This window comes from Mesorhizobium sp. NFR06, from assembly GCF_900115245.1.
Classification (GTDB): domain Bacteria; phylum Pseudomonadota; class Alphaproteobacteria; order Rhizobiales; family Rhizobiaceae; genus Mesorhizobium.
This window is the reverse complement of sequence record NZ_FOVT01000011.1, coordinates 171,785-198,062: the sequence shown is the minus strand read 5'-3', so window position 1 is coordinate 198,062 and position 26,278 is coordinate 171,785. Positions and strand designations below refer to the sequence as shown.

At 64.0% G+C, this 26,278-nt stretch carries 25 protein-coding genes; 15 read left to right on the top strand and 10 right to left on the bottom strand.

Features of this window, described 5'->3' with window-relative positions:
- Positions 1-10 precede the first annotated feature (10 nt).
- The 3 genes from F3H96_RS20170 to F3H96_RS20160 all read left to right on the top strand — a co-directional run bounded on the left by F3H96_RS20170 (position 11) and on the right by F3H96_RS20160 (position 1,146).
- Entirely contained in the window at positions 11-337 is a 327-nt protein-coding gene (locus tag F3H96_RS20170) for a DUF883 family protein (protein ID WP_149803470.1), read from the top strand.
- Positions 338-343: 6 nt separating this feature from the next.
- Positions 344-808, top strand: coding sequence for a phage holin family protein (locus tag F3H96_RS20165; RefSeq protein WP_149803469.1), 465 nt, complete (start codon positions 344-346; stop codon positions 806-808).
- Between the two features lie 134 nt (positions 809-942).
- Entirely contained in the window at positions 943-1,146 is a 204-nt protein-coding gene (locus F3H96_RS20160) for a hypothetical protein (RefSeq protein WP_149803468.1), read from the top strand.
- Positions 1,147-1,154: 8 nt separating this feature from the next.
- On the opposite strand, the gene F3H96_RS20155 is transcribed toward F3H96_RS20160, so the two are convergent.
- Positions 1,155-2,075 (bottom strand): diacylglycerol kinase family protein, encoded by a 921-nt coding sequence (locus F3H96_RS20155; protein WP_149803498.1) that lies wholly within the window; start codon positions 2,073-2,075, stop codon positions 1,155-1,157.
- Positions 2,076-2,325: 250 nt separating this feature from the next.
- Between F3H96_RS20155 and F3H96_RS20150 the strand changes: the two genes are divergently transcribed.
- The gene (locus F3H96_RS20150) at positions 2,326-3,693 is read left to right on the top strand and encodes a PRC-barrel domain-containing protein (protein WP_149803467.1); all 1,368 of its coding nucleotides are present in this window, start codon (positions 2,326-2,328) and stop codon (positions 3,691-3,693) included.
- Positions 3,694-3,741: 48 nt separating this feature from the next.
- On the opposite strand, the gene F3H96_RS20145 is transcribed toward F3H96_RS20150, so the two are convergent.
- Positions 3,742-5,304, bottom strand: a complete 1,563-nt coding sequence (locus F3H96_RS20145; protein ID WP_149803466.1) for an alkaline phosphatase family protein — start codon at positions 5,302-5,304, stop codon at positions 3,742-3,744.
- Positions 5,305-5,517: 213 nt separating this feature from the next.
- Between F3H96_RS20145 and F3H96_RS20140 the strand changes: the two genes are divergently transcribed.
- The 4 genes from F3H96_RS20140 (at position 5,518) to F3H96_RS20125 (ending at position 8,700) form a co-directional block, all read left to right on the top strand.
- Entirely contained in the window at positions 5,518-6,450 is a 933-nt protein-coding gene (locus tag F3H96_RS20140; protein WP_149803465.1) for a VOC family protein, read from the top strand.
- Positions 6,451-6,453: 3 nt separating this feature from the next.
- Positions 6,454-7,083 carry an alpha/beta hydrolase gene (locus F3H96_RS20135; protein ID WP_149803464.1) on the top strand — a complete coding sequence of 210 codons (630 nt, stop codon included), beginning with the start codon at positions 6,454-6,456 and terminating at the stop codon, positions 7,081-7,083.
- Between the two features lies 1 nt (position 7,084).
- Positions 7,085-7,384, top strand: a complete 300-nt coding sequence (locus F3H96_RS20130) for a GNAT family N-acetyltransferase (protein WP_027166574.1) — start codon at positions 7,085-7,087, stop codon at positions 7,382-7,384.
- A gap of 257 nt (positions 7,385-7,641) precedes the next feature.
- On the top strand, positions 7,642-8,700 hold the full coding sequence (locus F3H96_RS20125; protein WP_149803463.1) for a dipeptidase: 1,059 nt from the start codon (positions 7,642-7,644) through the stop codon (positions 8,698-8,700).
- 145 nt (positions 8,701-8,845) lie between these two features.
- Here F3H96_RS20125 and F3H96_RS20120 read toward each other — a convergent pair whose 3' ends face one another.
- From F3H96_RS20120 to F3H96_RS20100, 4 genes are all read right to left on the bottom strand, one after another.
- On the bottom strand, positions 8,846-9,103 hold the full coding sequence (locus tag F3H96_RS20120; RefSeq protein WP_149803462.1) for a hypothetical protein: 258 nt from the start codon (positions 9,101-9,103) through the stop codon (positions 8,846-8,848).
- A 1-nt stretch (position 9,104) separates the two neighbouring features.
- Complete coding sequence (locus F3H96_RS20115; RefSeq protein ID WP_149803461.1) at positions 9,105-10,343, bottom strand: aminomethyltransferase family protein; 1,239 nt, start codon at positions 10,341-10,343, stop codon at positions 9,105-9,107.
- 246 nt (positions 10,344-10,589) lie between these two features.
- The gene (locus F3H96_RS20105; protein ID WP_149803460.1) at positions 10,590-12,164 is read right to left on the bottom strand and encodes an NAD(P)/FAD-dependent oxidoreductase; all 1,575 of its coding nucleotides are present in this window, start codon (positions 12,162-12,164) and stop codon (positions 10,590-10,592) included.
- Entirely contained in the window at positions 12,151-13,770 is a 1,620-nt protein-coding gene (locus F3H96_RS20100; protein WP_149803459.1) for an NAD(P)/FAD-dependent oxidoreductase, read from the bottom strand. Before F3H96_RS20100 ends, F3H96_RS20105 begins: the two co-directional genes overlap by 14 nt.
- Positions 13,771-14,038: 268 nt before the next feature.
- Between F3H96_RS20100 and F3H96_RS20095 the strand changes: the two genes are divergently transcribed.
- The 5 genes from F3H96_RS20095 to F3H96_RS20075 all read left to right on the top strand — a co-directional run bounded on the left by F3H96_RS20095 (position 14,039) and on the right by F3H96_RS20075 (position 19,172).
- Positions 14,039-14,779 carry a methyltransferase domain-containing protein gene (locus F3H96_RS20095; RefSeq protein ID WP_244620074.1) on the top strand — a complete coding sequence of 247 codons (741 nt, stop codon included), beginning with the start codon at positions 14,039-14,041 and terminating at the stop codon, positions 14,777-14,779.
- A 79-nt stretch (positions 14,780-14,858) separates the two neighbouring features.
- On the top strand, positions 14,859-15,524 hold the full coding sequence (gene betI, locus F3H96_RS20090; protein WP_244620073.1) for a transcriptional regulator BetI: 666 nt from the start codon (positions 14,859-14,861) through the stop codon (positions 15,522-15,524).
- 80 nt (positions 15,525-15,604) lie between these two features.
- Positions 15,605-16,687, top strand: a complete 1,083-nt coding sequence (locus tag F3H96_RS20085; RefSeq protein ID WP_149803457.1) for an ABC transporter substrate-binding protein — start codon at positions 15,605-15,607, stop codon at positions 16,685-16,687.
- Positions 16,688-16,800: 113 nt separating this feature from the next.
- Positions 16,801-17,877, top strand: coding sequence for an extracellular solute-binding protein (locus F3H96_RS20080; protein ID WP_149803456.1), 1,077 nt, complete (start codon positions 16,801-16,803; stop codon positions 17,875-17,877).
- Positions 17,874-19,172 (top strand): flavin monoamine oxidase family protein, encoded by a 1,299-nt coding sequence (locus F3H96_RS20075; RefSeq protein WP_149803455.1) that lies wholly within the window; start codon positions 17,874-17,876, stop codon positions 19,170-19,172. The genes F3H96_RS20080 and F3H96_RS20075 overlap by 4 nt, the downstream gene beginning before the upstream one ends.
- Here the strand turns inward: F3H96_RS20075 and F3H96_RS20070 are convergent.
- Genes F3H96_RS20070 through F3H96_RS20060 form a run of 3 tightly spaced genes read right to left on the bottom strand, consistent with a single transcriptional unit; the run spans position 19,136 to position 21,985 of the window.
- Positions 19,136-20,212 (bottom strand): ABC transporter ATP-binding protein, encoded by a 1,077-nt coding sequence (locus tag F3H96_RS20070; RefSeq protein WP_149803497.1) that lies wholly within the window; start codon positions 20,210-20,212, stop codon positions 19,136-19,138. The genes F3H96_RS20075 and F3H96_RS20070 overlap by 37 nt on opposite strands.
- A 37-nt stretch (positions 20,213-20,249) precedes the next feature.
- Complete coding sequence (locus tag F3H96_RS20065; protein WP_149803454.1) at positions 20,250-21,071, bottom strand: ABC transporter permease; 822 nt, start codon at positions 21,069-21,071, stop codon at positions 20,250-20,252.
- Positions 21,068-21,985 (bottom strand): ABC transporter permease, encoded by a 918-nt coding sequence (locus tag F3H96_RS20060; protein ID WP_149803453.1) that lies wholly within the window; start codon positions 21,983-21,985, stop codon positions 21,068-21,070. Before F3H96_RS20060 ends, F3H96_RS20065 begins: the two co-directional genes overlap by 4 nt.
- Before the next feature lie 279 nt (positions 21,986-22,264).
- Between F3H96_RS20060 and F3H96_RS20055 the strand changes: the two genes are divergently transcribed.
- Entirely contained in the window at positions 22,265-23,683 is a 1,419-nt protein-coding gene (locus F3H96_RS20055) for an aminotransferase (protein WP_149803452.1), read from the top strand.
- Positions 23,684-23,942: 259 nt separating this feature from the next.
- On the opposite strand, the gene F3H96_RS20050 is transcribed toward F3H96_RS20055, so the two are convergent.
- Positions 23,943-25,145 (bottom strand): aromatic ring-hydroxylating dioxygenase subunit alpha, encoded by a 1,203-nt coding sequence (locus tag F3H96_RS20050; RefSeq protein ID WP_149803451.1) that lies wholly within the window; start codon positions 25,143-25,145, stop codon positions 23,943-23,945.
- Between the two features lie 474 nt (positions 25,146-25,619).
- On the opposite strand from F3H96_RS20050, the gene F3H96_RS20045 reads away from it, so the two are divergent.
- Positions 25,620-26,030, top strand: a complete 411-nt coding sequence (locus F3H96_RS20045; protein WP_149803450.1) for a hypothetical protein — start codon at positions 25,620-25,622, stop codon at positions 26,028-26,030.
- Positions 26,031-26,278: the final 248 nt, after the last annotated feature.

Sequence of the window (26,278 nt, the reverse complement as noted above, 5' to 3'; positions counted from 1 at the left end):
GAGTTAAGCGATGGCCACCGGTGCAGGGAAAACCGCGACAGATCAAGCAACCGCCGCCGACCTCGAGGCCGATATCGAGCAACTGAAGGTTGATATCCAGAGACTCACCGAGCAGCTCGCCAAGACCAGTCAGCATGGCTATGGCGCGGCTCGTCGCGCCGCCGCGGACGGCGTCGAACAATTGCGCGCGCAGGGCGAGGCGGCGCTCGAGAGCGTACGCGGAAGCGCCGAGGACATCGAAGCGCAGCTGATTGCGAAGGTTCGCGAAAAGCCGGTGACGTCGCTGGCGATCGCGGCAGGCGTCGGTTTCCTCTTCGCCCTTCTCTCCCGCCGCTAGTCACAGATGGGGACGCTTGTCTCGCTGATCTCGGCCCTTGCCTCGGGCGAGGCGATGGCCGCTTTGCAAAGAGCGCGGACGACGGCAATCCTCTACGGACTTGCCGCCATTCTCGCCTTTTGCGGCGTCGGCTTTCTCATCGGCGCCGCCTATATCTGGCTGGCGGCGCGCTACGGACCGCTGGCGACCAATCTGGGCTTCGGCATCGGGTTCCTGGTGCTCGCCGGGCTGATCCTGGTCATTCACAAGCTGACGAGCGGGGTCCGCAGCCGGCGGCGGGCGCGACGACGGCAGGCCGACATGACGGCAGTGGGCATTACCGCCGCGCTTGCCCTGCTTCCGGCGCTGGCTAAGGGCAAGGGCGGGCTTGGAGCCATTGTCGCGCCGGCTCTCGCGATCGTCGCCTATGCGATCTATCGCGAGAACGCCAAACCCAGGCCGCCCAAGCCGGACCCGCAGGACGTGCCTTAGGCGTCAGGCAACCGGCCGGAACCGGTTGCCGTAGACTTGATTGCACGTCGTCCCCGCTGCGGAACCTTCGCGAACAGGACCCGTTACCCAACCATATCTGAGGCGCCCGCCGCCGCGCAGTGTGGAGGCCAATCGTGACCAAGATCGTACCTGAAGACAAAGCACGCCAAGCACATTGGGGCTGGCACGCCCTCAGGATACTCGTTGCCGGACTGCTGCTTGCCTTCATTGCGTGGGGAGCAGTCGAGATCTACGGAGAGCTGATCAAGTCACCGACGACGCAGCAACGCGTGCCGACGGCGCCCGCCGCCGAGCAGAAATCCACCCAGGGCAGCTGATCGTTCCATCACGCGGCCTTTGCCTGCGCGTTGCTTGACGGAACGAGCACCTTCAACGCGCCGCGGTGGATCTCGATCGTGGTTTCGCGCTCGAGCTTGATCAATTCGCCATCCAGGACCGCGCTGAACTTCCTAGTGGGCGAGTGGATTTTCAGCACCGCCTTGTCGGCTTGGTGCACCTCGACATGCGCACTTTGACGCCACCTGCCGCGCAGCATGTCAAGCAGCAGTTTTGCCAGGTGATGACGCCTTCGCGCGATGCTGACATAGATGCCGAGCACGCCGCCGGTCGGGTTGTCGGCATAAGGCAGGTGACCGTCGCCGAAAAGATTGTTGCTGATGCCGATGCCGGTGGTGCGGGTAACGATTTCGGCCTTGCCGACGGTCAAGCTTACCTTGAGCGCCGGCGCGTTCTTGATGGCAGACCAGGCGGCGCGCACCGAAGCTTGCATTTTCCCGACGCGCGAGCCGAAATCCATCTTCTCGCGCAGCTGAACCATCTTGGCGTGCATCCCAACGGAAAACTGATGCACGAAAGGCCGACCGTTCGCGCTCGCCATATCGACGGCGATCACCTCGCCATCGGCGAAGGACTGCAGCGCTGCTTCCAGCGTCTGCGGAATGCCCAGGCCGCGCGCAAACAGGTTCATCGTCCCGGCGGGCAAAATCGCCAGGGCTTTCTTCTTGTTCATGAGGAGGGACGCCGCGGTGGAAATCGTGCCATCGCCACCGCCGGCGAGCACCACATCGACATTGCGTCTGGCGATGGCCTTCTCCAGCGCGATTGCGATGTCGCGGCCGGCGACGATGTCGATCTCAACCGAATGCCCCGCGGCTTCGAGCGTCCGTCGCAGCCGATCGGAGAACGCTTCCACATCGATCGTGCGCAGGGTGCCGCCGTCCTGGTTCAGCACCGCAGCAAACCGCATACTCACTCCGTCTCTTGTTTCGTTGCCCGAACTGAAAATGACCTTCAGCCGCAGGCCGGAACGACAATGGCGGCCCAATGGTTCCACCGTTGGTCGGGAATTCGCAGTAGCGGCGCGGGTGCGGGGCCTGTGGAACAACGCCCCGGTCACAACGTTGTGACTTTGTCGATGATGCCGCTCCCGGCCTGCCGATCCGAGGCGGGGCCGAGGGAACGTCATGCACGAAATTCAGGCACGAGGAGAGACCACCATGATCCGCACCCTTTTCGCGACAACCGCGATCGCAACGCTGCTCGCCACCGGCGCCGTGGCGCAGACGGCAGCGCCTGCACCGGCGCAGCCCCCCGCAACCGAAAACCCGGCTCCGGTCATACGCGCCGACGGCGCGCTGATGACCAACATCATCGGTGAGTCCGTCTACAACGGCACCGGCGACGACGCACAGGACATCGGCAAGGTCGACGACGTCGTTCTCGACTCCAGCGGCAAGGTCAAGTCCGCCATCATTGGGGTCGGCGGCTTTCTCGGCGTCGGCACGAAGGACGTCGCCTTCGACTACAGCAAGATGGAATGGGCCGAGAAGAATGGTGACCGTTGGCTGATTGCCAAGACCACCAAGGACGAGCTGAATGCGCAGCCGGCATTCGACCGCAAGCCATATGATCCGGCGCCGGCGCAATCCGCCGACGCCACGCAGCCTGCAGCGACCGACAGCACCGGAATGCAGAAGCCGGCCGCCACACCGCCGGCCGAACCGGTGAAGAAGGCGGACGGCAACCTCGCCACCAACATCATGGGCGAGTCTGTCTATAACGGTACTGCGGACGATGCCCAGAAGATCGGCGACGTGAAGGACATCGTGCTTGCCAAGGACGGCAAGGCGCAATCGCTGGTGATCGGCGTCGGCGGTTTCCTGGGGATAGGCACGAAGAACGTCACCTATGACTTCGCCAAGGCAAAATGGGCCGAAAAGGACGGCAACCGCTGGCTGGTGGCCGAGACGACGAAGGAGGAGCTGCAGGCGCAGCCCGAGTTCAACCGCAAGCCCTACGACCCGGCGCCCGGCTCGACGACGGCCGCGAGCAATGCACCGGCCACGACCACGCCTACCGTGGCATCGTCTGACACGACCTCCGACAAGGGCGCCAAGCCGGCGCAGCCGGCCCAGTCGACCGCCGAGAACAAGCCCGCGACGCCGGCACCAACCATGGCTGAAAACAAGCCGACCGACACAGGTGCCGCCGCCACGGACCAGACCAAGACCGCTTCGATCGACAAGTCGACGCTGACCGAAATGCCCATGGGCAATATCCGCGGCGACGACCTGAAGGGTACGACGGTCTATGGCGCCAACGATGCTGAAATCGGTTCGATCGGCGACGTCGTGCTGACGCCTGACAACAAGCCGGACGCCGTGATCATCGATGTTGGCGGCTTCCTCGGCATGGGCGCCAAGGAAGTGGCGATCGGCATGGACAAGCTCAAATTCATGACCGACAAGAACGGTAAGAAATATCTCTACACCAACTTCACCAAGGAGCAGCTGCAGGCGCAGCCTGCTTATGACAAGAGCACCTACGCCGCGAACCGCGACCAGCAGCGGATGATGCTGAAGTGAGGGAACAAGGCAGTAGGCAGTAGGCAGCGCGCTTCCGGGCCTGCTGCCTTATTGCCCTGCTGTCCCGACTACATACCCGACCACGCCGTCTTGCGTCAGCTCGGCCAAGGCCAGCGCCTGATCGAGATGCGCGGCGCGCCAGGCGAGCAACCTTTCAGCGAACTGCAGCCGCAGCGGCAGATAGGCCGGATCGTCGGCCACATTGTTCAACTCGTCCCGGTCCTTCGACAGATCGAACAACAGCGGCGGCAGGCCGCCGCCGAAATGGACGTATTTAGAGTCGGCCGTGCGGATGACGGCGAGGTTGCAGCTGCGCGAGTCGATACCGAAATGGCGCTCGGCGTCGCCTTCGGCAATCGTGCGGAAATCGAACTCCCAGTGCGCGGCGTCGCGCCAAGTCTGTGGCTGCTTGCCGTCGATCCAGGGCGCCAATGACCGGCCGTCGAGATGGCGCAGCGGCGTGGCGCCGATCAGGTCGAGCAAGGTCGGGAAGATGTCGACGGCCTCCGTGAAATGGTCGACGGACGAGCCGGCCGCGGCCCTCCCGCGCGGATCGCGGATGACCAGCGGAACATGATAGCTGGCGTCGAAGAAACCGCCTTTACCGAGCATGAAATGGTCGCCCATCATCTCGGCGTGGTCGGAGGTCAGCACGATGACGGTGTCGTCCCAGGCGCCCGCTGATTTGACCGCCCGCCATATGCGGCCGAGCTGGGCATCGGCCTCGGAGATCATACCGTAATAGATCGCACGGATACGGCGGAAGTTTTCCTCGCTCCAATCCGGCACCTTGCCTTCGATGCCGGGGACGAACTTGGCCCTCCTCTGCCTGGCGAGGTCGTAGGCGAGGTAGGGGTGGCTCTCGGCCTCGATTTGCGCGCTTGCCGCGCGCTTGAAAGCAGGGCCATCAGCCGGATCGTACATGGTGTTGTAAGGTTCCGGCACGACGAAGGGCGGGTGCGGGCTGATGAAGGAGATGTGCGCGAACCATGGCGCGCCCTTCTCCTGCTCGCCAAGCCAACGGATGAATTCGCCGGCCAGGAAAGCGGTGGGCGTCTGGTCCTTCGAATAGACCGGGGGTGCGTTGGTCACATCGCGTTCCGCCTGCCCGCTGGCCGGACGGTGGATGTCAGGGCTGCCGGCGCCGGTGTCGATGCCCTGCGCCCGCAGCCATGACAGCCATTGCTTCTGATGCTCGGGCAAGGACTGGCGTACGGTGAAGCCAGGCAGCACGCCTTCATAGCTTCGCAGGCGCGGATCCTCGGCCGCAAGCTGACGGGGGTCGAGCGAGACATCGGTGTAGCCGAACAGGGTAGGGTCGTATCCTGCCGCGCGCGCCGAAAGCGCGATGTTGCCATGGCGCGCGTCGAGCGGCGTACCGTTGCGACAGACGCGGTTGTTCATCTGGTAGAGGCCGGTGTAGAGGCAGGCCCGCGCCGGCGAGCAAGGCGCGGCTCCGCCATAGTGGCGTCGGAAGAGCACACCCTCGGCGGCGAGCGCATCCACGTTCGGGGTCTTCACCACCGGATGGCCGGCGGCCGACAGGCAATCGCCACGCCACTGGTCGCAGGTGATGAGGAGAACATTCGGGCGGTTCGGCTGGTTGTCCAAAATTGCCTCCTTGCGGAGCACCAGATGGAACCGAAAATCACCGGCGTTGCAAGCTGACGCCGGTGATTGAATGGTGAACGCGCATCGTGTTTTTGTTCACTATTATGATACAGTCCATTCTGTGTTTGCCCGCTTTGCCGTGGGCCGGGCTATCCTCATATTGGCGTGGACAGCGGCAAGGGCCGCACCAAGGACATGGAAGGGAGCACCATCATGCTCGATCAGATCAAGGGCCTGCATCACGTCACCTCGATGGCCAGCGATGCGCGCCGCAACAATGAGTTCTTCACCAAGAAGCTTGGCCTGCGCCGGGTCAAGAAGACGGTCAATTTCGACGCGCCGGATGTCTACCATCTTTACTACGCCGACGAGGTCGGCACGCCAGGCTCGGTCATGACCTATTTTCCGTTCCCCGATATCGCGAGGGGCCGGCACGGCGTCGGCGAAGTCGGCACTACGGTCTTCTCGGTGCCGGAAGACACGCTCGCCTATTGGGAAAAGCGCTTCACGGACGAGGGCGTGGGCAATGTCGCGCGCAGCGAAAGCTTCGGCGAGAGGCGGCTTAGCTTCACCGGACCCGACGGCGACAGTTTCGCGCTCGTCGAGGACAAGACCGACGACAGGGCGCCATGGGTCAAGGGCGGGGTTCCCGCCGACGAGGCCATCCGCGGCTTTCATTCGGTCTCGCTCAGGCTGAAAGACGGCGGCGCCACGGAGGAGCTGCTGAAATTCATGGGCTATGAGGAAGTCGACAAATCCGGCAACGTCCGCCGGCTTGCGATCAAGAACGGCAATGGCGCCGACGTCGTCGACATCGAATCGCTGCCGGGCGCCGGCTTCGCCAATCTCGGCGCCGGCTCGGTGCATCACGTCGCCTTCGCCGTCGAGGATCGCGCCAGGCAGCTCGAAGTGCGCAAGGCGCTGGTCGACACCGGATATGGCGTGACACCGGTCATCGATCGCGATTACTTCTGGGCGATCTATTTCCGCACGCCGGGCGGCGTGCTGTTCGAGGTGTCGACGAACGAGCCGGGCTTCGACCGCGACGAGGACACCGCGCATCTGGGCGAAGCGCTGAAGCTGCCGACGCAGCACCAGCACCTGCGGCCCTTTCTCGAAGAGCATCTGCAGAAGCTGGAAGACTAAACCATGAGCAAGGACGCTTACATCCACAAAATGCTGCCCGGTTCGCCGGGCAGTCCGCTGCTCTTCGTCTTGCACGGCACCGGCGCGGACGAGAACCAGCTTCTTGGTTTCGCTCGCGAGCTCATGCCTTCGGCGACGATCATCTCGCCGCGCGGCGATATCTCGGAGCAAGGTGCCGCCCGCTTCTTCCGCCGCACCGGCGAGGGCGTCTACGACATGGACGACCTGGCGCGGGCAACGGCCAAGATGGCCGGCTTCGTTAAGGCGCATGTCGAGGCGGCAAAGCCCTCGGCGGTGTTCGGGCTCGGCTATTCCAACGGCGCCAATATCCTGGCTTCGGTGGTGTTTGCCGAGCCGGCCTTGTTCGATGCCGCGGCACTGATGCATCCGCTGATTCCGTTCGAGCCTAAGGTGCAGGGAAGCCTGGCCGGCCGCCGCATCCTGGTCACTGCCGGCAGGCGCGATCCGATCTGTCCGCCCAACCTGACGTCGCGGCTCGAGGCCTATTTGCGCGCCGACGGCGCCGATGTCACAGTGGAATGGCACGACGGCGGGCATGAGGTTCGGCCGAATGAAATCGAAGCGGCGCAGCGACTTTTCGCGCTGGCGCCGGCCGCCGAAGGAGGCAAATGAAATGGCTGACCAGCTGCCCGAGATCGAACTGGAAGACCGCGGCTCAAAGGGGCGCTACGTGCTGCGCGGGCCAGGCGGCGCCGAGGCCGAGATGACATTCACCAAGATCGGCGAGCACCAGCTCATCATCGATCACACCGAAGTGCCGGATGTCTTTCGCGGCCAGGGCGCCGGGCTTCGGCTCGTCACCCGCGCGGTCGAGGACGCGCGGGCGGCCGGCAAGAAGATCATCCCGCTCTGCCCCTTCGCCAACGCCCAGTTCCGCCGTCACCCGGAATGGGCGGACGTGCTGAAGCAGTAAGCTGCGTTCCTTCTCCCCTTGTGGGAGAAGGTGGCCGCGCAGCGGCCGGATGAGGGGTGTTGGACGGATCGCCGTCGTTGCCAAGCTGGAACACCCCTCATCCGTCTCGGCGCTGGCGCGCCGATCCACCTTCTCCCACAGGGGGAGAAGGGAAAGAGCCTCTGGCATTTGCGCGGCCCGGCCATCTTGCCTAAGTTGACAGTTCGCTCGGACCAAACTTGCCGACCCGCCTGTCACCGATTTGAATGGCTCCCCTGATGACCGATACCGACCTGATCCCCGTTTTCGACGGACACAACGACACGCTGCTTCGACTCTACCAGTCGAAGGAAGCCGATGTCGAAAAGCTGTTCATCGAGGGAACGCCGGGCGGTCATATCGACCTGCCGCGAGCCAGGAAGGGCGGCTTTGCCGGCGGCATGTTCGCGATCTTTCCGCCGCCGGTCGAAAAGAGCAAGCGCAGCGCCGTGCCGCCGGCCCCGAGCGACAACGAGCCCTTGCCCCCCGAACTGCCGCATGCCGAGGCGATCACCTCGACCATCGGCATGGCTTCGATCCTGTTCCGGCTGGAGCGGGCTGACGCGCTGACCGTCTGCCGCAGCGCCGGCGATGTGCGGGACGCCATGGCGAAGGGCTCGATCGCCGCGGTCTTCCACATCGAAGGGGTCGAGGCGATCGATCCCGAGCTTGCCATGCTTGACGTGCTGCACGCCGCAGGCCTGCGTTCGCTGGGCATCGTGTGGAGCCGCCCCAACGCCTTCGGCAACGGCGTGCCGTTCCGCTTTCCATCCTCGCCCGACACCGGGCCTGGCCTGACCGACGCCGGCAAGGCGCTGGTCAAGGCCTGCAACAAGCTCAGGATCATGATCGACCTGTCGCATCTCAACGAGAAGGGTTTTCGCGACGTTGCCGGGCTCAGCGACGCGCCGCTGGTCGCCACTCATTCCAACGTGCATGCGATCTGCGGCCATTCGCGCAACTTGACCGACTGGCAGCTGGGCGCGATCCGCGAGACGGGCGGCATGGTGGGCTTGAACTTCGCCACGGGCTTCCTGCGCGAGGACGGCCGCATGAATGCCGACACCAGTTTCGACATCATGGTGCGCCACATCGACTCGCTCTTGCAGGCACTGGGCGAGGACGGCGTCGGTCTTGGTTCGGATTTCGACGGCGCGATGATCCCGGCCGTCATCGGCGACGTCGCCGGCCTGCCCAAGCTCATCGACGTGCTTGCCGCGCGCGACTTCGGCCGCGCGCTGATCGAGAAGATCGCCTACCGCAATTGGTTGAATGTCCTTGAAAGGACGATCGGATAGGCCACCCGTGTGAGTGGAAGAGCTCACGCTTTTCACTTCGTCATTCTAGGGTCTGCGCCGCGTCGCCTCGCTCCTTGCTTCGCCCTAGAATGACGATTGCGCGGTGCCGCCACCGAAGCCTGCTATCCGCGTACGCCCGTGGGGCCTAAGCGCCCATTCGCTTCAGCCAGTCCTTGCCGACGCCGCGGTCGCGGATGATCGGCAAGGGATCCTCGTGGTCGAGCCGGGCGCAGATGCGGTAGACCTCCAGCGTCTCGGCGTTCATCTCGCCGCGCTTGAAGAAGTACATGGCGGCCGCGTAGCGGGTGCGGCCGGACCACATCTCGCCGAGCGGCGTGTTGACCAGCTGCCACTGTTCGGCGGCTTCCGCTTCGGCGTCCAGGTTCTCGGCATCGCTTGCCATGTCAGAAATCCGCCGGCGGGTTGGCGGTGCGACGGTCGAGCTTGACGAAGGGCCGCGGCACCACTTTCGCCCGCTTCATCAGCTTCTGGTACTGCAACTCGCGCATGGCGTAAATCTCGACCCAGAGGTCGTCGACGATCGTGTCGCCATAGGGCCGCTGCAAGGAGGCAAGGGCAATGTTACGCTTGGCCATGGGCGACCACATCGCTGCGCTGACCAGCCCGACCTCCTGGCTCCGGCGATAATAGACGATGGCATGCTCGGCCGGAATATTGCCTTCGATCTCCAGCCCGACCAGCACATGGCGGAGCGTTTTCTTTGCCCGGGCTTCCAGGATGGCGCGGCGGCCGTTGAAGTGCCCCTTCTTCGGATCGATCATGAAGCCGAGCCCGATCTCGTCCGGCATGCGCAGGCGGTCGGCGCGGATGGCGTGCTCGGCAGCTGTGAAGTCGGCATTGGCGACGATCAGGCCGGCCTCGAGGCGGGCGCGGTTCAGCGCCGTGTAGCCGATGGCGCGGATGCCGCGCAGCTCGCCCGCCGCCATCAGCCGGTCCCAAAGGCTCAGCGCCCTGTCGGCCGGCACGAACAACTCGTAGCCGAGATCGCCGGTGAAGCCGGTGCGAGAGATGGTGACGGTTGCGCCATCATGCGCGAACTCGGCGAGGTCGAACACCTTTAGCCGCTCGACGCCGGCAAAGCCCGCGTCGCGCAGGATGGCGAAGGATGTCGGGCCTTGCAACGCTAGCCCCGCGACCACTTCGGTCTCTTCCTCGACGCTCACCTCGTACCGAAAAGCGCTGTCGAGCAGCCAAGGCAGATGCCGCTCCTGCGAGCACAGCCGGAAGCGCGTGGCAGAGAGCCGGAACAAGGTGCCGTCGTCGAGCACGAAGCCTTCGTCGTCGCACCAGGCGGTGTAGTGGACGCGCCCGGGCTTCAACTTGGTCACGTCGCGCAAGGTGACGCGGTCGAGATAGGCTTCCGCATCCGGACCTTCGATCCGGTATTTGGTCATCGGCGAGATGTCGAAGAGTGCCGCCTGGCTGCGGATGGCGAAATATTCGAGCTCCTCGTCCCACAGCGAATGCGGCGCGCGATAGCCGGCCCAGCTGTACCAGTCCTGCTTCAGGCCCAGGGCGTCGATGCGCGGCTGGAATGGCGTGCCGAGCCGCAGGGTGCGGGAGTGGGATTGGGCGAGGGCGCGAGCGTCGATCGACGGCTTGATGGTGGGATGCTGATTCATGACGGCGTTCCTTCGCGCCCCCCTCTGTCCTGCCCGTCCTCCGCAGCAGCTGCGCTGCAGAGGGTGGACCGGACATCTCGCCCACAAGGGGCGAGGTTGGCCGTCGCCGGCGATTTCGCCAATCTCCGGCGTTGCAAGAAAGGCGCCGACAAACCGAACTGCTGATCTCCCCCCAAGTGGGGGAGATGCCCGGCAGGGCAGAGGGCGGCGCCGTAGAGCGCTGCATTTGTGAATAGCGAATTCATCTCATGCCCTCATCGCGATGATGCGGCGCGCGGCGTTGAGGCCGGGCGCGCCGGAGATGCCACCGCCGGGATGCGAACCGGCGCCGGCGAGGAACAGTCCTTCGAGCGGCGTGTCGTAGCCCGACCAACCGGAGACCGGCCGCAACATCAGCATCTGGTCGGCCTGCAACTCGCCATGGTGCCAGTGGCCGCCGGGCATCCGGTAGCGCGCCTCGATGTCGGCCGGCGTCAGAAGATCGGCATGGCGTACCGTCGCGCCGATGCCGGGCGCATAGGCTTCGAGCTGTGCCATGATCGCCTTGAGGAATTGCGGCTTGCCGGCGGTCCAGCCCTGTCTCAGCGCATAGGGTGCGTATTGCACCACGGCCGAGAGCACGCAGGCGCCCGAGGGCGCGAGCGAGGCATCGACGAGGCTCGGCAACGTGATCTCCATCACCGGCTCGGGCGAGAACTCGCCGTATTTCGACGGGTTGAAGGCGCGCTCGACATGGTCGGGCGAGGCGGCGATGACGAGGCGGCCCTTGTGGCCGGCGACGCCGACGCCTGCAAATTGCGGCGGCCGGTCGAGCGCCAGATGGAGCTTGGCGGCATCGCCCTTCATGCGGATGTTCTTCACCTTGCGCACGAAGCCGGTGTCGACCTCGCGCGGCCCGACGAGGTCGAGGATCGTCGTCGCCGGATTGATGGCGGAGACGACCGTCCTGGCGCGCAGCGTCTCGCCGTTTTGCGTGACGACGCCGATGGCGCGGCCTTTCTCGACGATGACCTTGGCGACCGGCGATGCCGGGCGGATCGAAACGCCCGCCTTTTCGGCCGCCGAGCGAATGGCGGCGACGACGGCGCCCATGCCGCCTCTCGGCAGGATCTGCGCGCCGGCGAGGCCGCCGATCTCGCCCGCCAGCCGGTAGTAGAGGCCGAGCAGCGAAGTCGGCGAGCGCGGCCCGAGATGCGAGCCGAGCGTCGCGTCGAAGGCGAGCAGGCCCTTCAGCCGGTCATCGGAAAGCTGCTCGTCGAGCAGGTCGTAGACGTTCATCAAAAGCACGCGCAGGAAGTCGCGCATGTCTTCCTTGCCGAGCTTCTTCAGCGCCAGCGCCGTTTGGCCGAGCCCGGTCATTTCGGCGAGCGACATGCCGGCAAGGTCCGGCGGCCGGCGCGACAGGAATGGCTTCAGCACGCCGGCATAGCGCAGCAGCTGCGCCCGCAGCACCTTCCAGGCGGATTGTTCCGACCGGCTGGCGCCGCTCAGCACCTCGCCATAGGCGCCGTGCAGCACCAGCGGACCGTCCTTCGACAGCGCGACCGAGGGCACGAAATCCACGCGCTCGACCCTCAGCCCGTGGCGCTCAAGCTCCAGCGTCTTCACCACATCGGGATGCAGGCGATTGAGCAGATGGGCGACAGCGGACACGCGGAAGCCGGGCGCGAATTCCTCGGTTCGCCCCGCGCCGCCGACCTCGTTGCCGGCCTCGAGCAGCAGCACCTTGCGGCCGGACTTCGCCAGCGTGGCTGCGGCGACGAGACCGTTGTGGCCGCCGCCGATGACGATGGCGCCCCAGTTCAAATCAGATGACGTCATGGGCGGGGCTCATATGCAAGGTCGGCTTGGCGAGATCGCACAGGATCTCGGCGGCGGCGTTGCGTCCGGGCGCGCCCATGACGCCGCCGCCCGGATGGGTGGAGGAGCCGCACATATAGAGCCCGCCGACCGGCGAGCGGTATTGCGCGTAGCCCGGTACAGGGCGGTTGAAGAGCAACTGGTCGAAGGTCAGCTCGCCCTGGAAGATGTTGCCTTCGGTGAGGCCGACCTCGGCCTCGATCTCGCGCGGGGTGCGCACTTCCATGTGGACGATGCGGTCGCGGAAGCCGGGCGAATATTCGGCGATCTGCGCGATCACGCTTTTGGCGAAACCGTCGCGGTCGGCATCCGTCCAGTCGCGCCCGTCGATCCTAGGCGGCGCGTATTGCACGAAGCAGCTCATGAAATGTTTTCCCGGCGGCGCCATGGTCGGGTCGAGCGTGGTCGGGATCATCATGTCGAGGAAGGGATCGGCCGACCAGCGTCCAGCCTTCCAGTCGTCATAGGCGCGCTCCATGCGCTCGATGGAATCGGTGAAGTGCATGTCGCCGCGATAGACCGGCGAGTCCTTGGGCAAGGCCGGGAATTCGGGCAGCGAATCGAGCGCGATGTTGACCTTGCCGGAGGAGCCGCGGATTTTGAAATTCCGGACACGGCGCAGGAAGATGTCGGGCAGTTCCTTTTCCTCGACCAGCTTGAGGAAGGTGCGCTTGAAGTCGGCGTTGGAGACGACGAGCTTGCCGTGGATCTCCTCACCTCCAGCCAGCACGACGCCCTTGGCCTTGCCTTTCTTGACCAGCACATGGTCGACCTCCGCGCCGGTGCGGATGATGCCGCCCGAGGCCGTGAAGGAGGCGGCCAGTGCCTTGGTGACGGCGCCCATGCCGCCGCGCGCATAGCCCCAGGCGCCGACCGAGCCGTCGACCTCGCCCATATAATGGTGGAGCAGGACGTAGGCCGTGCCGGGCGACATGGGCCCAAGGGCCGTGCCGATGATGCCGGAAAGCGCGAAGTTCGCCTTGATGACGTCGGTCTCGAAATACTCGTCGAGGAAGTCCGAGATCGACATCGTCCAGAAGCGCAGGGTCAGCGCCATCTCTTCGGCCGAGAGCCCGGCGAATTTCCTGCCGAGATAGAGCAGCTCGCCGAGGTCGCGGGGCTTGAGGCTCGTCGGGTCGGGCGCGGTGCGCATCACCAGCGGCTGGATGAAGCGGCACTGCCTTGTGACGTCGCGCGAATAGCGGTCATAGGCCTCGGCGTCGCGCCTGGAAAAGCGCGCGAACTCGCGCCGGTGCGCGTCGTGGTCACGGTAATTGGCGAGATAGTCCCCGTCGCGCGTGAACACGGCGCCGCCTTCATAGGAGATCACCTGCAGGCCGAAGCGCGGCAGCTCGAGATCGCGCATGATCTCGGGCCTGAACAGCGAACAGACATAGGAGCAGTTGGAATAGAGGAAGCCCGGCGTCAGCTCGCGGCTGGTGGCGGCGCCGCCGACCCACTCGTTCTTCTCGACGACCAGCACGTCGAGCCCGGCGCGTTGCAGGTAGCAGGCGTTGACCAGGCCGTTATGGCCGCCGCCAATGACGATCGCGTCCCATGCCTTCATGCGTGCTGAACCTCCATTCGGCTGCCTATCTTCTTGTTTTTCCGCAATTCCGGACGGAAAACCGCGTCGCGCTTTTCCTGGAGTTGCTCGGTGCGGTTTGTTCCCTGGTTGCTCGAATTTTGCACGGATCACGGTTTTTTGTCCAGTCATTTTGAATGAATGTTCAACAAATGGTGTTGCGTTTTCCCGTTGATGCGCTAGGCTTTGCCGACATTTCTGGCCCTGCTTGACTGAATGGGCCACATCGGCATTTGGGGCTGAAGATCCAATGATTGAGACGGCTGACGACAAGCCGGAGTATGACGATACCGCCATCCGCTTCCTCGAAGCGCTGTGGGGCGAGGGCTACCTGTCGCCGGGCGGCCCCGACGAGGTCGACCGCGTGGTCGAGGGCCTCTCGCTCAAGGGCAAGACGATCCTCGATATCGGCTGCGGCGCCGGCGGCATCACGCTGCATCTGGTTGCCCGGCACGGTGCGGCTCGAGCCATCGGCTTCGACGTCGAAAAGCCGGTGATCGAGACGGCGCGGCGAGGGGCGATCAGGCAAGGCCTCGAGGGCGGCGTCAGCTTCGTCCAGGCGCCGCCCGGGCCGCTGCCATTCCCGGCCGCCTCCTTCGATGTCGTCTTCTCCAAGGACGCGCTGCTGCATGTGCCGAACAAGGACGCGCTGTTTGCTGAAATCTTGCGTGTGCTGAAGCCGGGCGGCGTCTTTGCCGCGTCGAACTGGATGATCTCGCATGACGGCGAGCCATCGCCTGAGATGAAGGCCTATGTCGCGGCCGAAGGGCTCTCCTTCGCCATGGCCTCGCCGGAGCGCTATGCTGAGGCGATGCGGCGCGCCGGCTTTGCCGACATCACCGTACGCGACCGCAATCCATGGTACCGCGAGGTCGCGCGCGACGAGCTCGCGCTGCTCAAGACCGCTCTACCGCCGAGCCGCCGAGGCGGTCGGCGCGGCCTATGTCGACAAGAACATCAGGACCTGGGAGGCGATGCAGAAGGTGCTTGACAGTGGCGAGCACCGCCCCACTCATCTGCGCGGTTGGAAGCCGGTTGGATAGCCGGCAATGCTGGAGACCGTCACACCCATGAAGACCGCAGAGGCCAGGGATATTCTCCCCGAACCAGCGCGAAAAGGCGATGCCGACAAGCGCGGCCGCAAGGCCTCGAAAGAGGTCAGGCGACTGCAGCTGATCGAGGCGACGATCGATTCACTTGCCAAGCGCGGCTATGCCGAAACGACGATGGCCGATGTCGCCGACGGCGCGGGTCTCTCGCGTGGCATCGTCAACTTCCATTTCGAGAGCAAGGAAAAACTGCTGATCGCCACGCTGCAGCACATGTATGACGAGTACTCGGCGCATTGGCGCACCGCCTTGCAGAAGGCCGGCGACGATCCGGCGAGACAGCTGCAGCAACTGGTGTGGGCCGATTTCGATCGTTCGATCTGCAACAAGCGCAAGCTCGCCGCCTGGCTCGCCTTCTGGGGCGAGGCCAAGTCGCGACCGACCTATCAGGCGCTGAGCAGCTCGCGCGACGCCTACTACCAGCAGGTCTTCATCGATCTCTGCACGACGCTCAAACAAAGCGGCGGCTACGCCTATGACCCCCAGGTCATCGCCCTGGCGCTCAGCGCCATGCTCGAGGGCCTGTGGCTGCGGCTGATGATGGGGACGGAGGACACCACGCGAGAGACCGCATTGCAGGCGGCGAATGCGTTTTTGGCCGCCGCCTTCCCGAAACACTATGGCTAGCGAGAACTGGGGGCTAGCAAAAGCCGGGGTTAGCAATAGCCGGCCAACAAGACCGGCAAACCAAAAGAGGATGGAACAGCATGAAGAAACTCAGCCGACGCCTGACATTGACATTGGCGCTTGGGAGCGCGCTGGCGGCCTCGGCGGCGGCTTTCGCCGTTGCCGCCGACAAGGATCTGGTTGTGTTCGACTGGTCCGGCTACGAGGATCCGAGCTTCCACGGCAAATATGTCGAGAAGAATGGCGATTCGCCGACCTTCGCCTTCTTCGGCGACGAGGACGAGGCGTTCGAGAAGATCCGCTCCGGCTTCAAGTCCGATCTCGGCCATCCCTGCTCGCAGAGCGTGGTGAAGTGGCGCGAGGCGGGCCTGCTGCAGCCGCTCGACACCTCGAAAATCGCCGGCTGGAAGGACCTCAATCCCGGCATCATGGCGATGAAGGATCTCGCCACGACATCCGACGGCAAGGCCTGGTTCATGCCGTGGGATTGGGGTGACACCCAGCTCACCTACAATTCCGACAAGATCGCCGAAACGGACGTGCGGTCGCTGAAGGCCTTCGCCGATCCAAAATACAAGGGAAGGGTCTCGATCGGCGACAATGTCGACGACGCCTATGCGCTGGCCAGCCTTGCCATCGGACTCAAGGACTGGACCAAGATGACGGACGAGCAGTTCAAGCAGGCGTCCGACTTCCTGCGCCAGGTGCATAAGAACGTGCGCTCCTACTGGACCGACACCACCGACATCGTGCAGCTGCTCTCCGGCGGCGAGGTCGACCTCGCCTGGGCCTGGAACGACGCCACCATGCAGTCGGTAGCGGCCGGGGTGCCGATCAAATCCAAGAAGGATACCGAGGAGGGCATCTCGACCTGGGTGTGCGGCTATGTGCTGTTCAAGGACGCGCCCGGCAACATCGACAAGGCCTATGATTACCTCAACGCGGTCAACGATCCGCAAGTCGCCAAGGTGCTGGTCAAGGATTGGGGCTACGGCCAGGCCAACGCCAAGGGCATGGCCGGCGTCGACCAGGCGGTGCTGAAGGAAAAGGGCTACGACAACGTGGAAAAGTGGGTCGACAAGACGCTGTTCCAGCAGCCGCTGCCTTCCGAGCTCAAGCTCAAGATGATCGCTGAATTCGAGAAGATCAAAGCTGGCTATTGAGTTTGCCCGGGGACCCGCCTGCTTCCCGTTCGATCGAAGCAGGCGGGCTCGCCAAAGCTGCTGAATTTTCCTAACGTCCCCTCACATATTCGCGATGGGGGAGTTCTCGCGCCATGAAATCCATGCTTCGCCGCCTTGCCTTGGCCGCCGTCGTCACCATCGGCGCCGGCACCGCCCATGCGCTGGCCGAAGGCGGCGGCGAACTCGTCGTGTTCGACTGGTCCGGCTACGAGGATCCGGTGCTGCATCCCGACTACGCGGCCAAATATGGCGGCGAGCCGACCTTCTCCTTCTTCGGCGACGAGGACGAGGCCTTCGAGAAGATGCGCGCTGGCTTCAGGGCCGACATCGCGCATCCCTGCTCGCAGAGCGTGGCGAAGTGGCGCGAGGCAGGCATGCTGCAGCCGCTCGATACATCGAAGATCGCCGGCTGGAAGGATCTCAACCCCGGCATCATGGCGATGAAGGATCTCGCTACCACCGCCGACGGCAAAGCCTGGTTCATGCCTTTCGACTGGGGCAACACATCGCTGCTCTACCGCACCGACAAGGTGACGGCGGAGGAGGCGCAGTCGTTGAAAATCTTCGCGGATCCGAAATTCAAAGGCCGCGTCACCATCGGCGACAATGTCGATGACGCCTACGCGCTGGCGAGCCTTGTGGTCGGTCTGAAAGACTGGACCAAGATGACGGACGAGCAGTTCAAACAGGCCTCGGCCTTCCTGCGCGACGTGCACAAGAATGTCCGCTTCTACTGGACCGACGACACCGACCTCAACCAAGCCTTCACGGGCAACGAAGTCGACCTGGTCTGGGGTTGGAACGAAACCTATGTGACGTTGAAGGGGCAGGGTCTGCCGATCGCCATGAATCGCGACACCAAGGAAGGCATCTCGACCTGGGTATGCGGCTATGTGCTGATGAAGGACGCGCCCGGCAAGCCCGACCAGGCCTATGATTTCCTGAACGCCGTCAACGCGCCGGCTGTTTCGGAGTACATGGTGAAGACCTTCGGCTACGGTCACGGCAACAGCGCCGGCATGGCGGCGATGGACCAGAAGCTGCTTACCGAACGCGGCTTCGACAATCTCGACAAGTTCCTCGACAAGACGCTGTTCCAGCAGCCGGTGGCGCCGGATCTCAAGCAGCGGATGATCGCCGAATTCGAGAAGATCAAGGCCGGCTATTGAGCAGTGTCATTGAAAGAACCGACGTCGTCATCGTCGGCGCCGGCTTCACCGGCCTGTCGGCCGCGTTCGAGCTGAACAAGGCCGGCATCGATTTTCTCGTTCTGGAGGCGCGCGACCGCGTGGGTGGACGTGTCGAGGCTGTGCGAAACGGGCTTGGCGAACGGATCGACAGCGGCGGTCAGTTCTTCTGCGAGGACATGCCTCAGGTAACGGCTCTGGCGAAGGCGCGGAGCAAGACATTCGTCGAGACCTATGTCGACGGCGATTTCATCACGCATCCGTCGATGTCGGTCGTTGAGGCCGGGCGGACCTATCATGGCGCGATGGCCATCCGCGAGCGCATGAACTGGATCGAGCCCGACGATCCGGCGATTGCGGGCTTGAGTGTCGCCGATTGGCTGGAGCGCCAGAAGGACCCCACTGACGCCAAAGCCGCGTTCAAGTCGATGATCGAGGGACTGTGGTGCCTGGCGGTGGACAAGGTGCCGCTCTGGCACCTGATCGACAATGATCGCCGCATTACCAACGAGGTTCCGGAACTGCAATACTCGCTGCGCGAGACCATGCAGTCGCTTGCCGAGGATCTTGCCGGGGATCTCGGCAGACGAGTGCGACTTGGCGAGGCCGTTACGCGCATCGAGCATGGGTCTGAACGCGTTCGTATCACCACGACTGCAGGGACGATCGAAGCGCGGGAAGTCCTGATTGCATTGCCGCCGGCGACGGCCGCAAAGCTCGACTTCGCGCCTGCCTTGCCGGCGGAACTTGCGCAGGCACTCAGCGTCTGGGAAAGCGGCGCGGTGATCAAGATCCTGGTGCGCTATGCCAGTCCGTTCTGGCGCGAGCGGGACCTGTGCGGCATGGTCATGTGGCGCGACCAGCCTGGGCTGTTCGCCTGCGACGCCAGCCAGGATGCCGACCATGCCGCGCTCGTCGTCTTTGTCGGCGGGCCGCTCGCGCTGCGCTGGCATCCGCTCGGCGCTGCGGCGTTGCGCGCGGAAGTCACCGCGAGGCTCGTGGAAGCGCTCGGCCTACGGGCGGCCGAGATCATCGATTTCAGCTCGCGCGACTGGACGCATGACCGCTGGAGCGGCGGCGCCTATAGCGACCTCATCGTCGATGTGACGGCGCGCCATGCCGAGCGCATCATCCTCGCCGGCGTGCCGCCGGTCTATTTCGCCGCCTCGGAAGTGTCGCCGTCTTTCCCGGGCTATGTCGAAGGCGCGATTGTCGCCGGTCGCATCGCGGCCGCGAAGATTCAGTCGGCCATCGCCACCAAGGCCTCAGGGTCGTAGGCGAGGCGGATCGGCGCGCCGACCGGAATGTCGTCGGCGCCGAAATCGTTGGTCTCGGTCACCGAGAGCGGCTTTTCCAGTCCCGGTATCTCGACGATCAGATGCGTTATCTCGCCGAAATAGTGGCGCTCGACGACCTTGCCGGCGACCTCGAATTTCGCCGTCGCATTGTCCCACAGCACACGCAGCCGCTCCGGCCGGATGCCGAGTGTCGCCGCGCCGCCGCCATTGCGCACGAAAGCCTTCGGCTTGTCGGTCTTGACGCGGCCGAAGCCCAGCGTGTCGAGCACCAGCGAAGCGCCGTTCTCCTCGACGATCTCGGCCCTGACGAAGTTCATGCCGCCGAGGAAGTCGGCCACCTGGCGATTGACAGGGCGCTGGTAGATTTCCTTGGGCGAGGCGATCTGCGCGATGCGGCCGCCGAACATGACGGCGATGCGGTCCGACATCGCCAAGGCCTCATACTGGTCATGCGTGACCAGCACGAAGGTGATGCCCACCGCCTGTTGCAGCCGGCGCAATTCGACCTGCATCTGTTCGCGCAATTTCTTGTCGAGGGCCGAGAGCGGCTCGTCGAGCAGCAGCACCTTGGGCCGCATGACCAGCGCGCGGGCGAGCGCCACGCGCTGGCGCTGGCCACCGGAAAGCTCGGTGGCGCGGCGCTTGCCGAGGCCGGTCAGCGACACTTGCGCCAGCGCCTCCTCGACGCGGCGCTTTTCCTCGCCGCCCTGGAGCTTGAGACGTTTCAGACCGTAGGCGACATTCTGCTCGACATCGAGATGCGGGAAGATCGCATAGCTCTGGAAGACCATGTTGGTCGGCCGCCGGTTGGCGGGAATGCCGTCCATCGGCTGGCCGTCGACGGCGATGGAGCCGCTGGTCGGCGTGTCGAAACCGGCGATCATGCGCAAGAGCGTGGTCTTGCCGCAGCCCGAAGGTCCGAGCAGCGAGAAGAACTCGCCTTCCCGGATTGCAAGCGAGGCATTGTCCAGCGCCTTGAACGATCCGTAGCTGCGCGTCACGTCGCGGATCTCGATCATGGCGCGATCCGATTGGGTGCGCTCGGATTGGACCCGCTCAAGCATAGAGGCCTCCCTCGGTCTGGGTGCGTCTCGCCGCACGGCGGCGCAGGATTTCGGCAATCGTCATCAGCGCGAAGGACGCAAAGAGCAGCAAAGTGCCGAGCGCCAGCACGCCGGGAAGCTTGGCCGCGAAGCGCAGCTGGCCCCAGATGTAGATCGGCAGCGTCGCCTCGGTGCCGGTGAGGAAAAAGGCGATGATGAATTCGTCGAGCGATATGGTGAAGCAGACGAGCAGGCTGGAGATGATCGCCGGCGCGACCATCGGCAGCGTCACGCGTCGGAAGGTGCCGAAGGCGCTCTCGCCGAGATCGGCAGAGGCCTCCTCGAGGCTGCGGTCGAAGCCCTCGAAGCCGGAGGTCAGCACCGTCATCGAATAGGGGATGCAGACCAGCACGTGGCCGAGCACGACGGTGAACAGCGACAGGCTCAAGCCGAGCTGCAGCAAGACCAGCAGCATCGAGATGGCGACGATCACCTCGGGCAGCACCAGCGGCGCCATGATCAGGCCGTTGATGGCGCGGCGGCCGGGATAGCGGTAGCGGGTGATCGAGCGGGCGGCGAGGATGCCGAGCACCGTCGAGAGGATCGAGGCCGAGACGCCGACGATGAGGCTGTTCCAGGTGGCGTCGATCAGAGCCGGCGTGCGCGGCAGATCCTCGTACCAATGAAGGGTGACGCCCGAGAGCGGGAATTTCGGCGTCGCCGCGGTGTTGATCGAGAAGATCGGCAGGAAGATCACCGGCAGATAAAGGAAAAGCAGGTAGAGGACGGCGTAGCTCGACAGCCATCCCGGCAGGTAACGTCTTGTCGCCGTCATCGTGCCAGCCTCTGCAGGGCGCGGAAGACCAGCACGGTGGCGCCAGCCATCAGCGAGACGATGATCATGGTGGTGACGGAGAGCGCAGCGCCCAGCGGCCAGTTCGATGCCTTGCCGAATTGCGCCTGGATGGCATTGGCGATCATGACGCCGTCCTTGCCGCCGACGAGTTTGGGCGTGACGTAGTCGCCGACGGTCGGGATCATGACGATCAGCGCCGCGGAGATGACGCCGGGCGCCGACAGCGGCAGGGTCACGCGCAGGAAAGAGCGCAGCGGTCCGTCGCCGAGGTCGGTGGCCGCTTCGACCAATGTGCGGTCGACCTTCTCCAGCGAAACGAAGATCGGCAGGATGGCGAAGGTCGCCCAGGCATGGGTGAGCGTGATGATGACGGCGGTGGAATTATAGAGCAGCGCGGTCGACGGCTCGTCGATGATGCCAAGGCCCATCAGGCCGGAATTGAGCACGCCGTTATAGCCGAGGATCACCTTCCAAGACATCACGCGCAGCAGGTAGCTAGTCCAGAACGGGATGGTGATGAGGAACAGCCACAGGCTCTTGTGGCGGCCGCCGTGGAAGGAAATGAAATAGGCGATCGGGTAGGCAAGCAGCACCGTCAGCAAGCTGACCGTCAGCGAGATGTTGAGCGAGCGCCAGAGCAGGTCGCGGTAGATCGGCTCGGTCAGCGCGATCCGGTAGTTCTCCAGCGTGAATGTGTGGTCGATGGTGAGGTAATCCTGGGTCCAGAACGAATGCGCGATGACGACCAGGATCGGCGCGACGAGAAGAATGAGGGCATAAACGAAGGTCGGGCTGATCAGGGCAAAGCCTTGGACGGCTTCCGATTGCAGAAGGGGACTTCGTCTCAATCCCACCACGCGTAACGGGGGCGATCCTTCCGCCGTCGCCGTCATTGCAGCGCTCCGGGCGTGATTTCGGTAGCTGGCTCGGACTGTCCCGCCATGCGGCCTTCCCATTCGCAGCGCCGTGTTCCCATTTTATGCCTGGAGAGGAATTGCTCCCTGGCTTGCCGGCTTTCTTCATCATGAGCGTATCCGCCGATTGAAATCAAGCTCTATTTCTGCAATATTGATTGAACGGACATTCAAAATGAAGTGACGAAAGGCCGAATTTCCAAGGTTCCGCTTCGTTTTGTGTCCATCGGAATCCGCAACCTGAAATGCGAGGCTAAGATGGCAGCTGTAAGGGATATCAAGGCACGGGAAATGATCGAGGCCAGTGATGACGGCGCGGTCGAGCTCGCCAAGCGACACCTCGTCCAGCCCTGGCCTTATGCCGGTTCGGTGGGCGCGGAGGCACGCGCGCTGATCGCCGAGGGCGACGGCGTCTACATCACCGATGCCGCCGGCAAGCGCCTGATCGACGGTCCGGCCGGCATGTGGTGCATCAATGTCGGCCATCGCCGCGAGGAACTGGCCAAGGTCATGTACGACCAGGCGATGGCGCTGTCCTACAACACGCCCTGGTACACGATGAATGCGCCCTCGGCCGAGCTTGCCCGGCGTATCGCCGATGCCGCGCCGGGCGATCTCAGCCACACCTTCTTCACCACCGGTGGCTCTTCGGCTGTCGAGACGGCGCTGCGCTTCATGCAGTTCTACAACAATGTGCGCGGACGGCCGGAGAAGAAGCTCATTCTCAGCCGTGGCGGCGCCTATCACGGCTCGACCTATCTGTCGGCGTCGCTCAACGGCCGGCCGCGCGACCGCGACTGGATGGACGGTGCCGACGAGCTGGTGGTCAAGCTTTCCTCGCCCGATCCGTTCCGGCGGCCGAAAGGCATGGACGTTTCTGCTTTCACCGATTTCCTGGTCGACCAGTTCCGCGACGCGATCGCGCGCGTCGGCGCCGATCGCATCGGTGCCTTCGTCGGCGAACCGGTACAGGCCTCCGGCGGCGTCATCGTGCCGCCGGACGGCTATCTCAAGCGCATCCGCGAGATCTGCCGCGACAACGACATTCTCTATGTCTCGGATGAGGTGGTGACGGGCTTCGGGCGGCTCGGCCACGTCTTTGCCTCCGGCGATGTGTTCGGCATCGACCCGGACATGATCACTTTCGCCAAGGGCGTGACGTCAGGCTATTTCCCGCTTGGCGGCGTCGTCATCTCTGAACGGCTGCTCGAAGAGCTGCGCCGCTCCAACCATCCCGACGCACTGTTCGGCCATGGGCTGACCTACACCAGCCATCCGATCGGCTGCGCGGTGGCGCTGAAGAACCTCGACCTGCTGGAAGAGGGCGTGCTTGCCCACACGCGCGAGATCGCGCCCTATTTCCAGGCGCGGCTGAAGACGCTGGAAGAGCTGCCGCTGGTCGGCGAGGTGCGTGGCGTCGGCCTGATGGCTTGCATCGAATGCGTCGCCGACCGCGAGAGCAAGGATCCGCTGCAGCTCGACAAGGATGTCGGCAAGCGCATCGACGCGCATTGCCACGAGCTTGGCCTGCTGGTGCGGCCGCTGATCAACATGTGCGTGATGTCGCCGCCGCTGATCATCGGCCGCGAGCAGATCGACGACATGGTAGCGATCCTGCGCGAAGGCATCTCGCGCACGATGGACGATTTGCGGAAAGAGGGTGTCTGGCGGGGGTGAAGTCTTTTCCTTCTCCCCGTTCACTCACGGGGAGAAGGTGCCGGCAGGCGGATGAGGGGCGGCGCTGACATTGGCCACTGAGCGCGTATGAGGGGCTTCATCCGTCTGAGGCGATAACCTCACCAACCTGCGCTGCGCCGCCTTGCAAATCAGACGATAGCTTCTGAGATTGACGGCAAGCCAATAGCGAGGCGCTGGCGCCGCCCCTCATCCGCCCTTCGGGCACCTTCTCCCCGTGAAACGGGGAGAAGGGAAGGCTTCACCCCTTCGACCGCAGCGCGTCGTTCAGCGCCCACATGTCCTTCTCTTCCGGTGCGGTTTCCAGATTGAGCACCGGTATCTGCTTGCGCAGATGGTCGTGGTGGGTGCGCACGCCATATTCGAGGTCGGAGAGGTAGAAACCCTCGAAAGCCTCCGACACCATGGATTCATTCGACCACACGGAAAGCTGCACGTCTTCGTTCATCGTGTCGCGGTCGATGCGGTAGGCGAGGTAGCGCGCCGCCGCCTGCTCCCTGGTCTCGTCCTTGTAGCGGTAGATGGCGCCGCGCAGCAGCGTCTCGCCGGTCGACAGCGGGAACTCCTGATAGAACTGCACGGATTCGGGCATGATCGACAGCGCGTTGTTAGGGAAGATGCCGTAGTAGATCCAGGCCTTGCGCAGATGCTCCGGCAGATGCGAAGCGTCGGGTGCCAGCTTGATGTACTCGCGCACGCTCCAGCGCCTTCCGGCATGCGGATTATAGGCGGCGAAGGAGCGCGACACACCATTGATGAACGGCTCGTCGAAATAGGTGGCGCCATAGAGGTCCTGCAGCGCCGGATGCGCCATGGCAACGTGGTAGCCTTCGTTGTCGACGTCGCGCACCGACTTCCAGTTGACCGGCGATTTCTGCGTCCAGATGCCCCAGGACGGCACCATGTCGGCAACATTGTAGTGGGCCATTTCGGCTTCGATCGGCTTCAGAAGCTCGGCCACCGAAGGCTGCGGACCGCCCTTGCGGAAGCGGATGAAGATGAAGCCCATCCAGATTTCGAGGTCGAGCGGCATCAGGCCGAACTCGGTCTTGTCGAGCTCGGGGAAAGAGCGTGGGCGGGCGGCACCGCGCAGCGTGCCGTCGAGATTGTAGACCCAGCCGTGGAACGGGCACACCAGCGCGTTCTTGCAACTGCCCCGGCTGTCGGCGACGACGCGACTGCCACGATGGCGGCACATGTTGTTGAAGGCGCGCACGCCGCCGTCCTTGCCGCGCACGATGAGCGCGCGCTCGCCGATGACGTCCATGGTCAGATAGTCGCCCGGATTCGGCACATCGCAGACATGGCCGGCGATCTGCCAATGATTGCGAAAGACGTATTCCTTCTCCAGCTCGAGAATGGCGTTGGAGTGATAGCTCCATCCCGGCAAACCCCGCCGGTCCCAATCGTTGGGGATCGCCACATCACGGAGGTGCGGGTTCATGGATGTGCTCTTCTTTTTGTTGAATACTCATTCAATATAGGCATATTTTGTATTGAAATGCAATGGCTTGTGAGAATATGAAAGTTCTATGGAGACAGGCTAACGCTCGTCAGAGCCGGAAAAATACCGGAAAATCCGCGTCTTAATCGAGGAAGCGAAACAGCGATTCCGAGCGCGGGCAGCTGTCTTGGATCACGCTGGTTCCCGTGGATACCAGGCGCGCCTCAGCAGGGGGCGACGGGCTCGATTCAGCATGCTTGTGTGAGGTCGTTTACAGTCAGCCAGGCCCAGCAGGCGCATATGTTCGGCAAGCAGCTGGAAGTCGAATTGTCGTGGCTGGACGAGCATGCCGGGCGAGCCCGGCGCCTGTTTCAGTCCTGTTACACGGGTAATCGCCACCAACCATTCGGCTGTTACCCGGTGCGATTAAGTTCGTTTCATAGCAAAAAAGAAAGATAACGAAGGGAACAGCCGATGTTCGCGAAGGTCCGGATTACCGACACCAATCGCCGTCTGCACGGGCCGGAGCGCAATGATCGCCGGCCGAAGCTTGCGCTGCGCCAGCGCGCCAGCGACCACCCAATGGCGATGTTCGTGCTGATCGGCGCCTGCGCCTTCGCCGGCATGCTGGCCGCGCCCGCTTTCGGGCCTGCTTTCGCGTCGGTCAATCCACCGGCCAATATCGTCGAGGGCGCGCAGACCACGCTCAAGACCGCCCGCTTGCCGGAATCCACGATCGATTTTGCCTGCAAAGGCCAGAACTGGGGCGCCGAGAGCGTCGACTGCCTGCGGGCCATCGCTGAACAATCCGGGCAGCACAGGGCACGCGCGGTGCGCATGATCGCCAACGCCGCGCCGCTCACCAACACGCCGAATATTTTTTAAGACCTCCCCTGAGCGCGCCCTCCTGCGCTCCAGTCAGGCTCCCGCCGCATCGTCGGTCGGGAGCCTCTTTTTTCCCGAATCTGCCGGTATTCAGGTGAAGCCGGCCTGCGAATGGCAGGTTCCGTGCGCTTCCGGTGCTCACGTACTAAGTACGCTCCGTTCCGGTTCTCGCTAACCACCACCTCGACTCGGCTTGACCTGAATCTCGACAGATCCTGCGGCGGCGCAAGTTCAGGCCCGATCACGCA

Bases quoted from the DNA above. Each gene is read 5' to 3' on its own strand.
- F3H96_RS20060 (WP_149803453.1), bottom strand. From the start codon at position 21,985: ATGACGGCGACGGCGGAAGGATCGCCCCCGTTACGCGTGGTGGGATTG.
- F3H96_RS20070 (WP_149803497.1), bottom strand. From the start codon at position 20,212: ATGATCGAGATCCGCGACGTGACGCGCAGCTACGGATCGTTCAAGGCG.
- F3H96_RS20115 (WP_149803461.1), bottom strand. From the start codon at position 10,343: ATGAATCAGCATCCCACCATCAAGCCGTCGATCGACGCTCGCGCCCTC.
- F3H96_RS20045 (WP_149803450.1), top strand. From the start codon at position 25,620: ATGTTCGCGAAGGTCCGGATTACCGACACCAATCGCCGTCTGCACGGG.
- F3H96_RS20050 (WP_149803451.1), bottom strand. From the start codon at position 25,145: ATGAACCCGCACCTCCGTGATGTGGCGATCCCCAACGATTGGGACCGG.
- F3H96_RS20150 (WP_149803467.1), top strand. From the start codon at position 2,326: ATGATCCGCACCCTTTTCGCGACAACCGCGATCGCAACGCTGCTCGCC.
- F3H96_RS20095 (WP_244620074.1), top strand. From the start codon at position 14,039: ATGATTGAGACGGCTGACGACAAGCCGGAGTATGACGATACCGCCATC.
- F3H96_RS20065 (WP_149803454.1), bottom strand. From the start codon at position 21,071: ATGACGGCGACAAGACGTTACCTGCCGGGATGGCTGTCGAGCTACGCC.
- F3H96_RS20130 (WP_027166574.1), top strand. From the start codon at position 7,085: ATGGCTGACCAGCTGCCCGAGATCGAACTGGAAGACCGCGGCTCAAAG.
- F3H96_RS20100 (WP_149803459.1), bottom strand. From the start codon at position 13,770: ATGAAGGCATGGGACGCGATCGTCATTGGCGGCGGCCATAACGGCCTG.
- F3H96_RS20120 (WP_149803462.1), bottom strand. From the start codon at position 9,103: ATGGCAAGCGATGCCGAGAACCTGGACGCCGAAGCGGAAGCCGCCGAA.
- F3H96_RS20155 (WP_149803498.1), bottom strand. From the start codon at position 2,075: ATGCGGTTTGCTGCGGTGCTGAACCAGGACGGCGGCACCCTGCGCACG.
- F3H96_RS20055 (WP_149803452.1), top strand. From the start codon at position 22,265: ATGGCAGCTGTAAGGGATATCAAGGCACGGGAAATGATCGAGGCCAGT.
- F3H96_RS20165 (WP_149803469.1), top strand. From the start codon at position 344: ATGGGGACGCTTGTCTCGCTGATCTCGGCCCTTGCCTCGGGCGAGGCG.
- F3H96_RS20125 (WP_149803463.1), top strand. From the start codon at position 7,642: ATGACCGATACCGACCTGATCCCCGTTTTCGACGGACACAACGACACG.
- F3H96_RS20080 (WP_149803456.1), top strand. From the start codon at position 16,801: ATGAAATCCATGCTTCGCCGCCTTGCCTTGGCCGCCGTCGTCACCATC.
- F3H96_RS20135 (WP_149803464.1), top strand. From the start codon at position 6,454: ATGAGCAAGGACGCTTACATCCACAAAATGCTGCCCGGTTCGCCGGGC.
- F3H96_RS20140 (WP_149803465.1), top strand. From the start codon at position 5,518: ATGCTCGATCAGATCAAGGGCCTGCATCACGTCACCTCGATGGCCAGC.
- betI (WP_244620073.1), top strand. From the start codon at position 14,859: ATGAAGACCGCAGAGGCCAGGGATATTCTCCCCGAACCAGCGCGAAAA.
- F3H96_RS20170 (WP_149803470.1), top strand. From the start codon at position 11: ATGGCCACCGGTGCAGGGAAAACCGCGACAGATCAAGCAACCGCCGCC.
- F3H96_RS20105 (WP_149803460.1), bottom strand. From the start codon at position 12,164: ATGACGTCATCTGATTTGAACTGGGGCGCCATCGTCATCGGCGGCGGC.
- F3H96_RS20085 (WP_149803457.1), top strand. From the start codon at position 15,605: ATGAAGAAACTCAGCCGACGCCTGACATTGACATTGGCGCTTGGGAGC.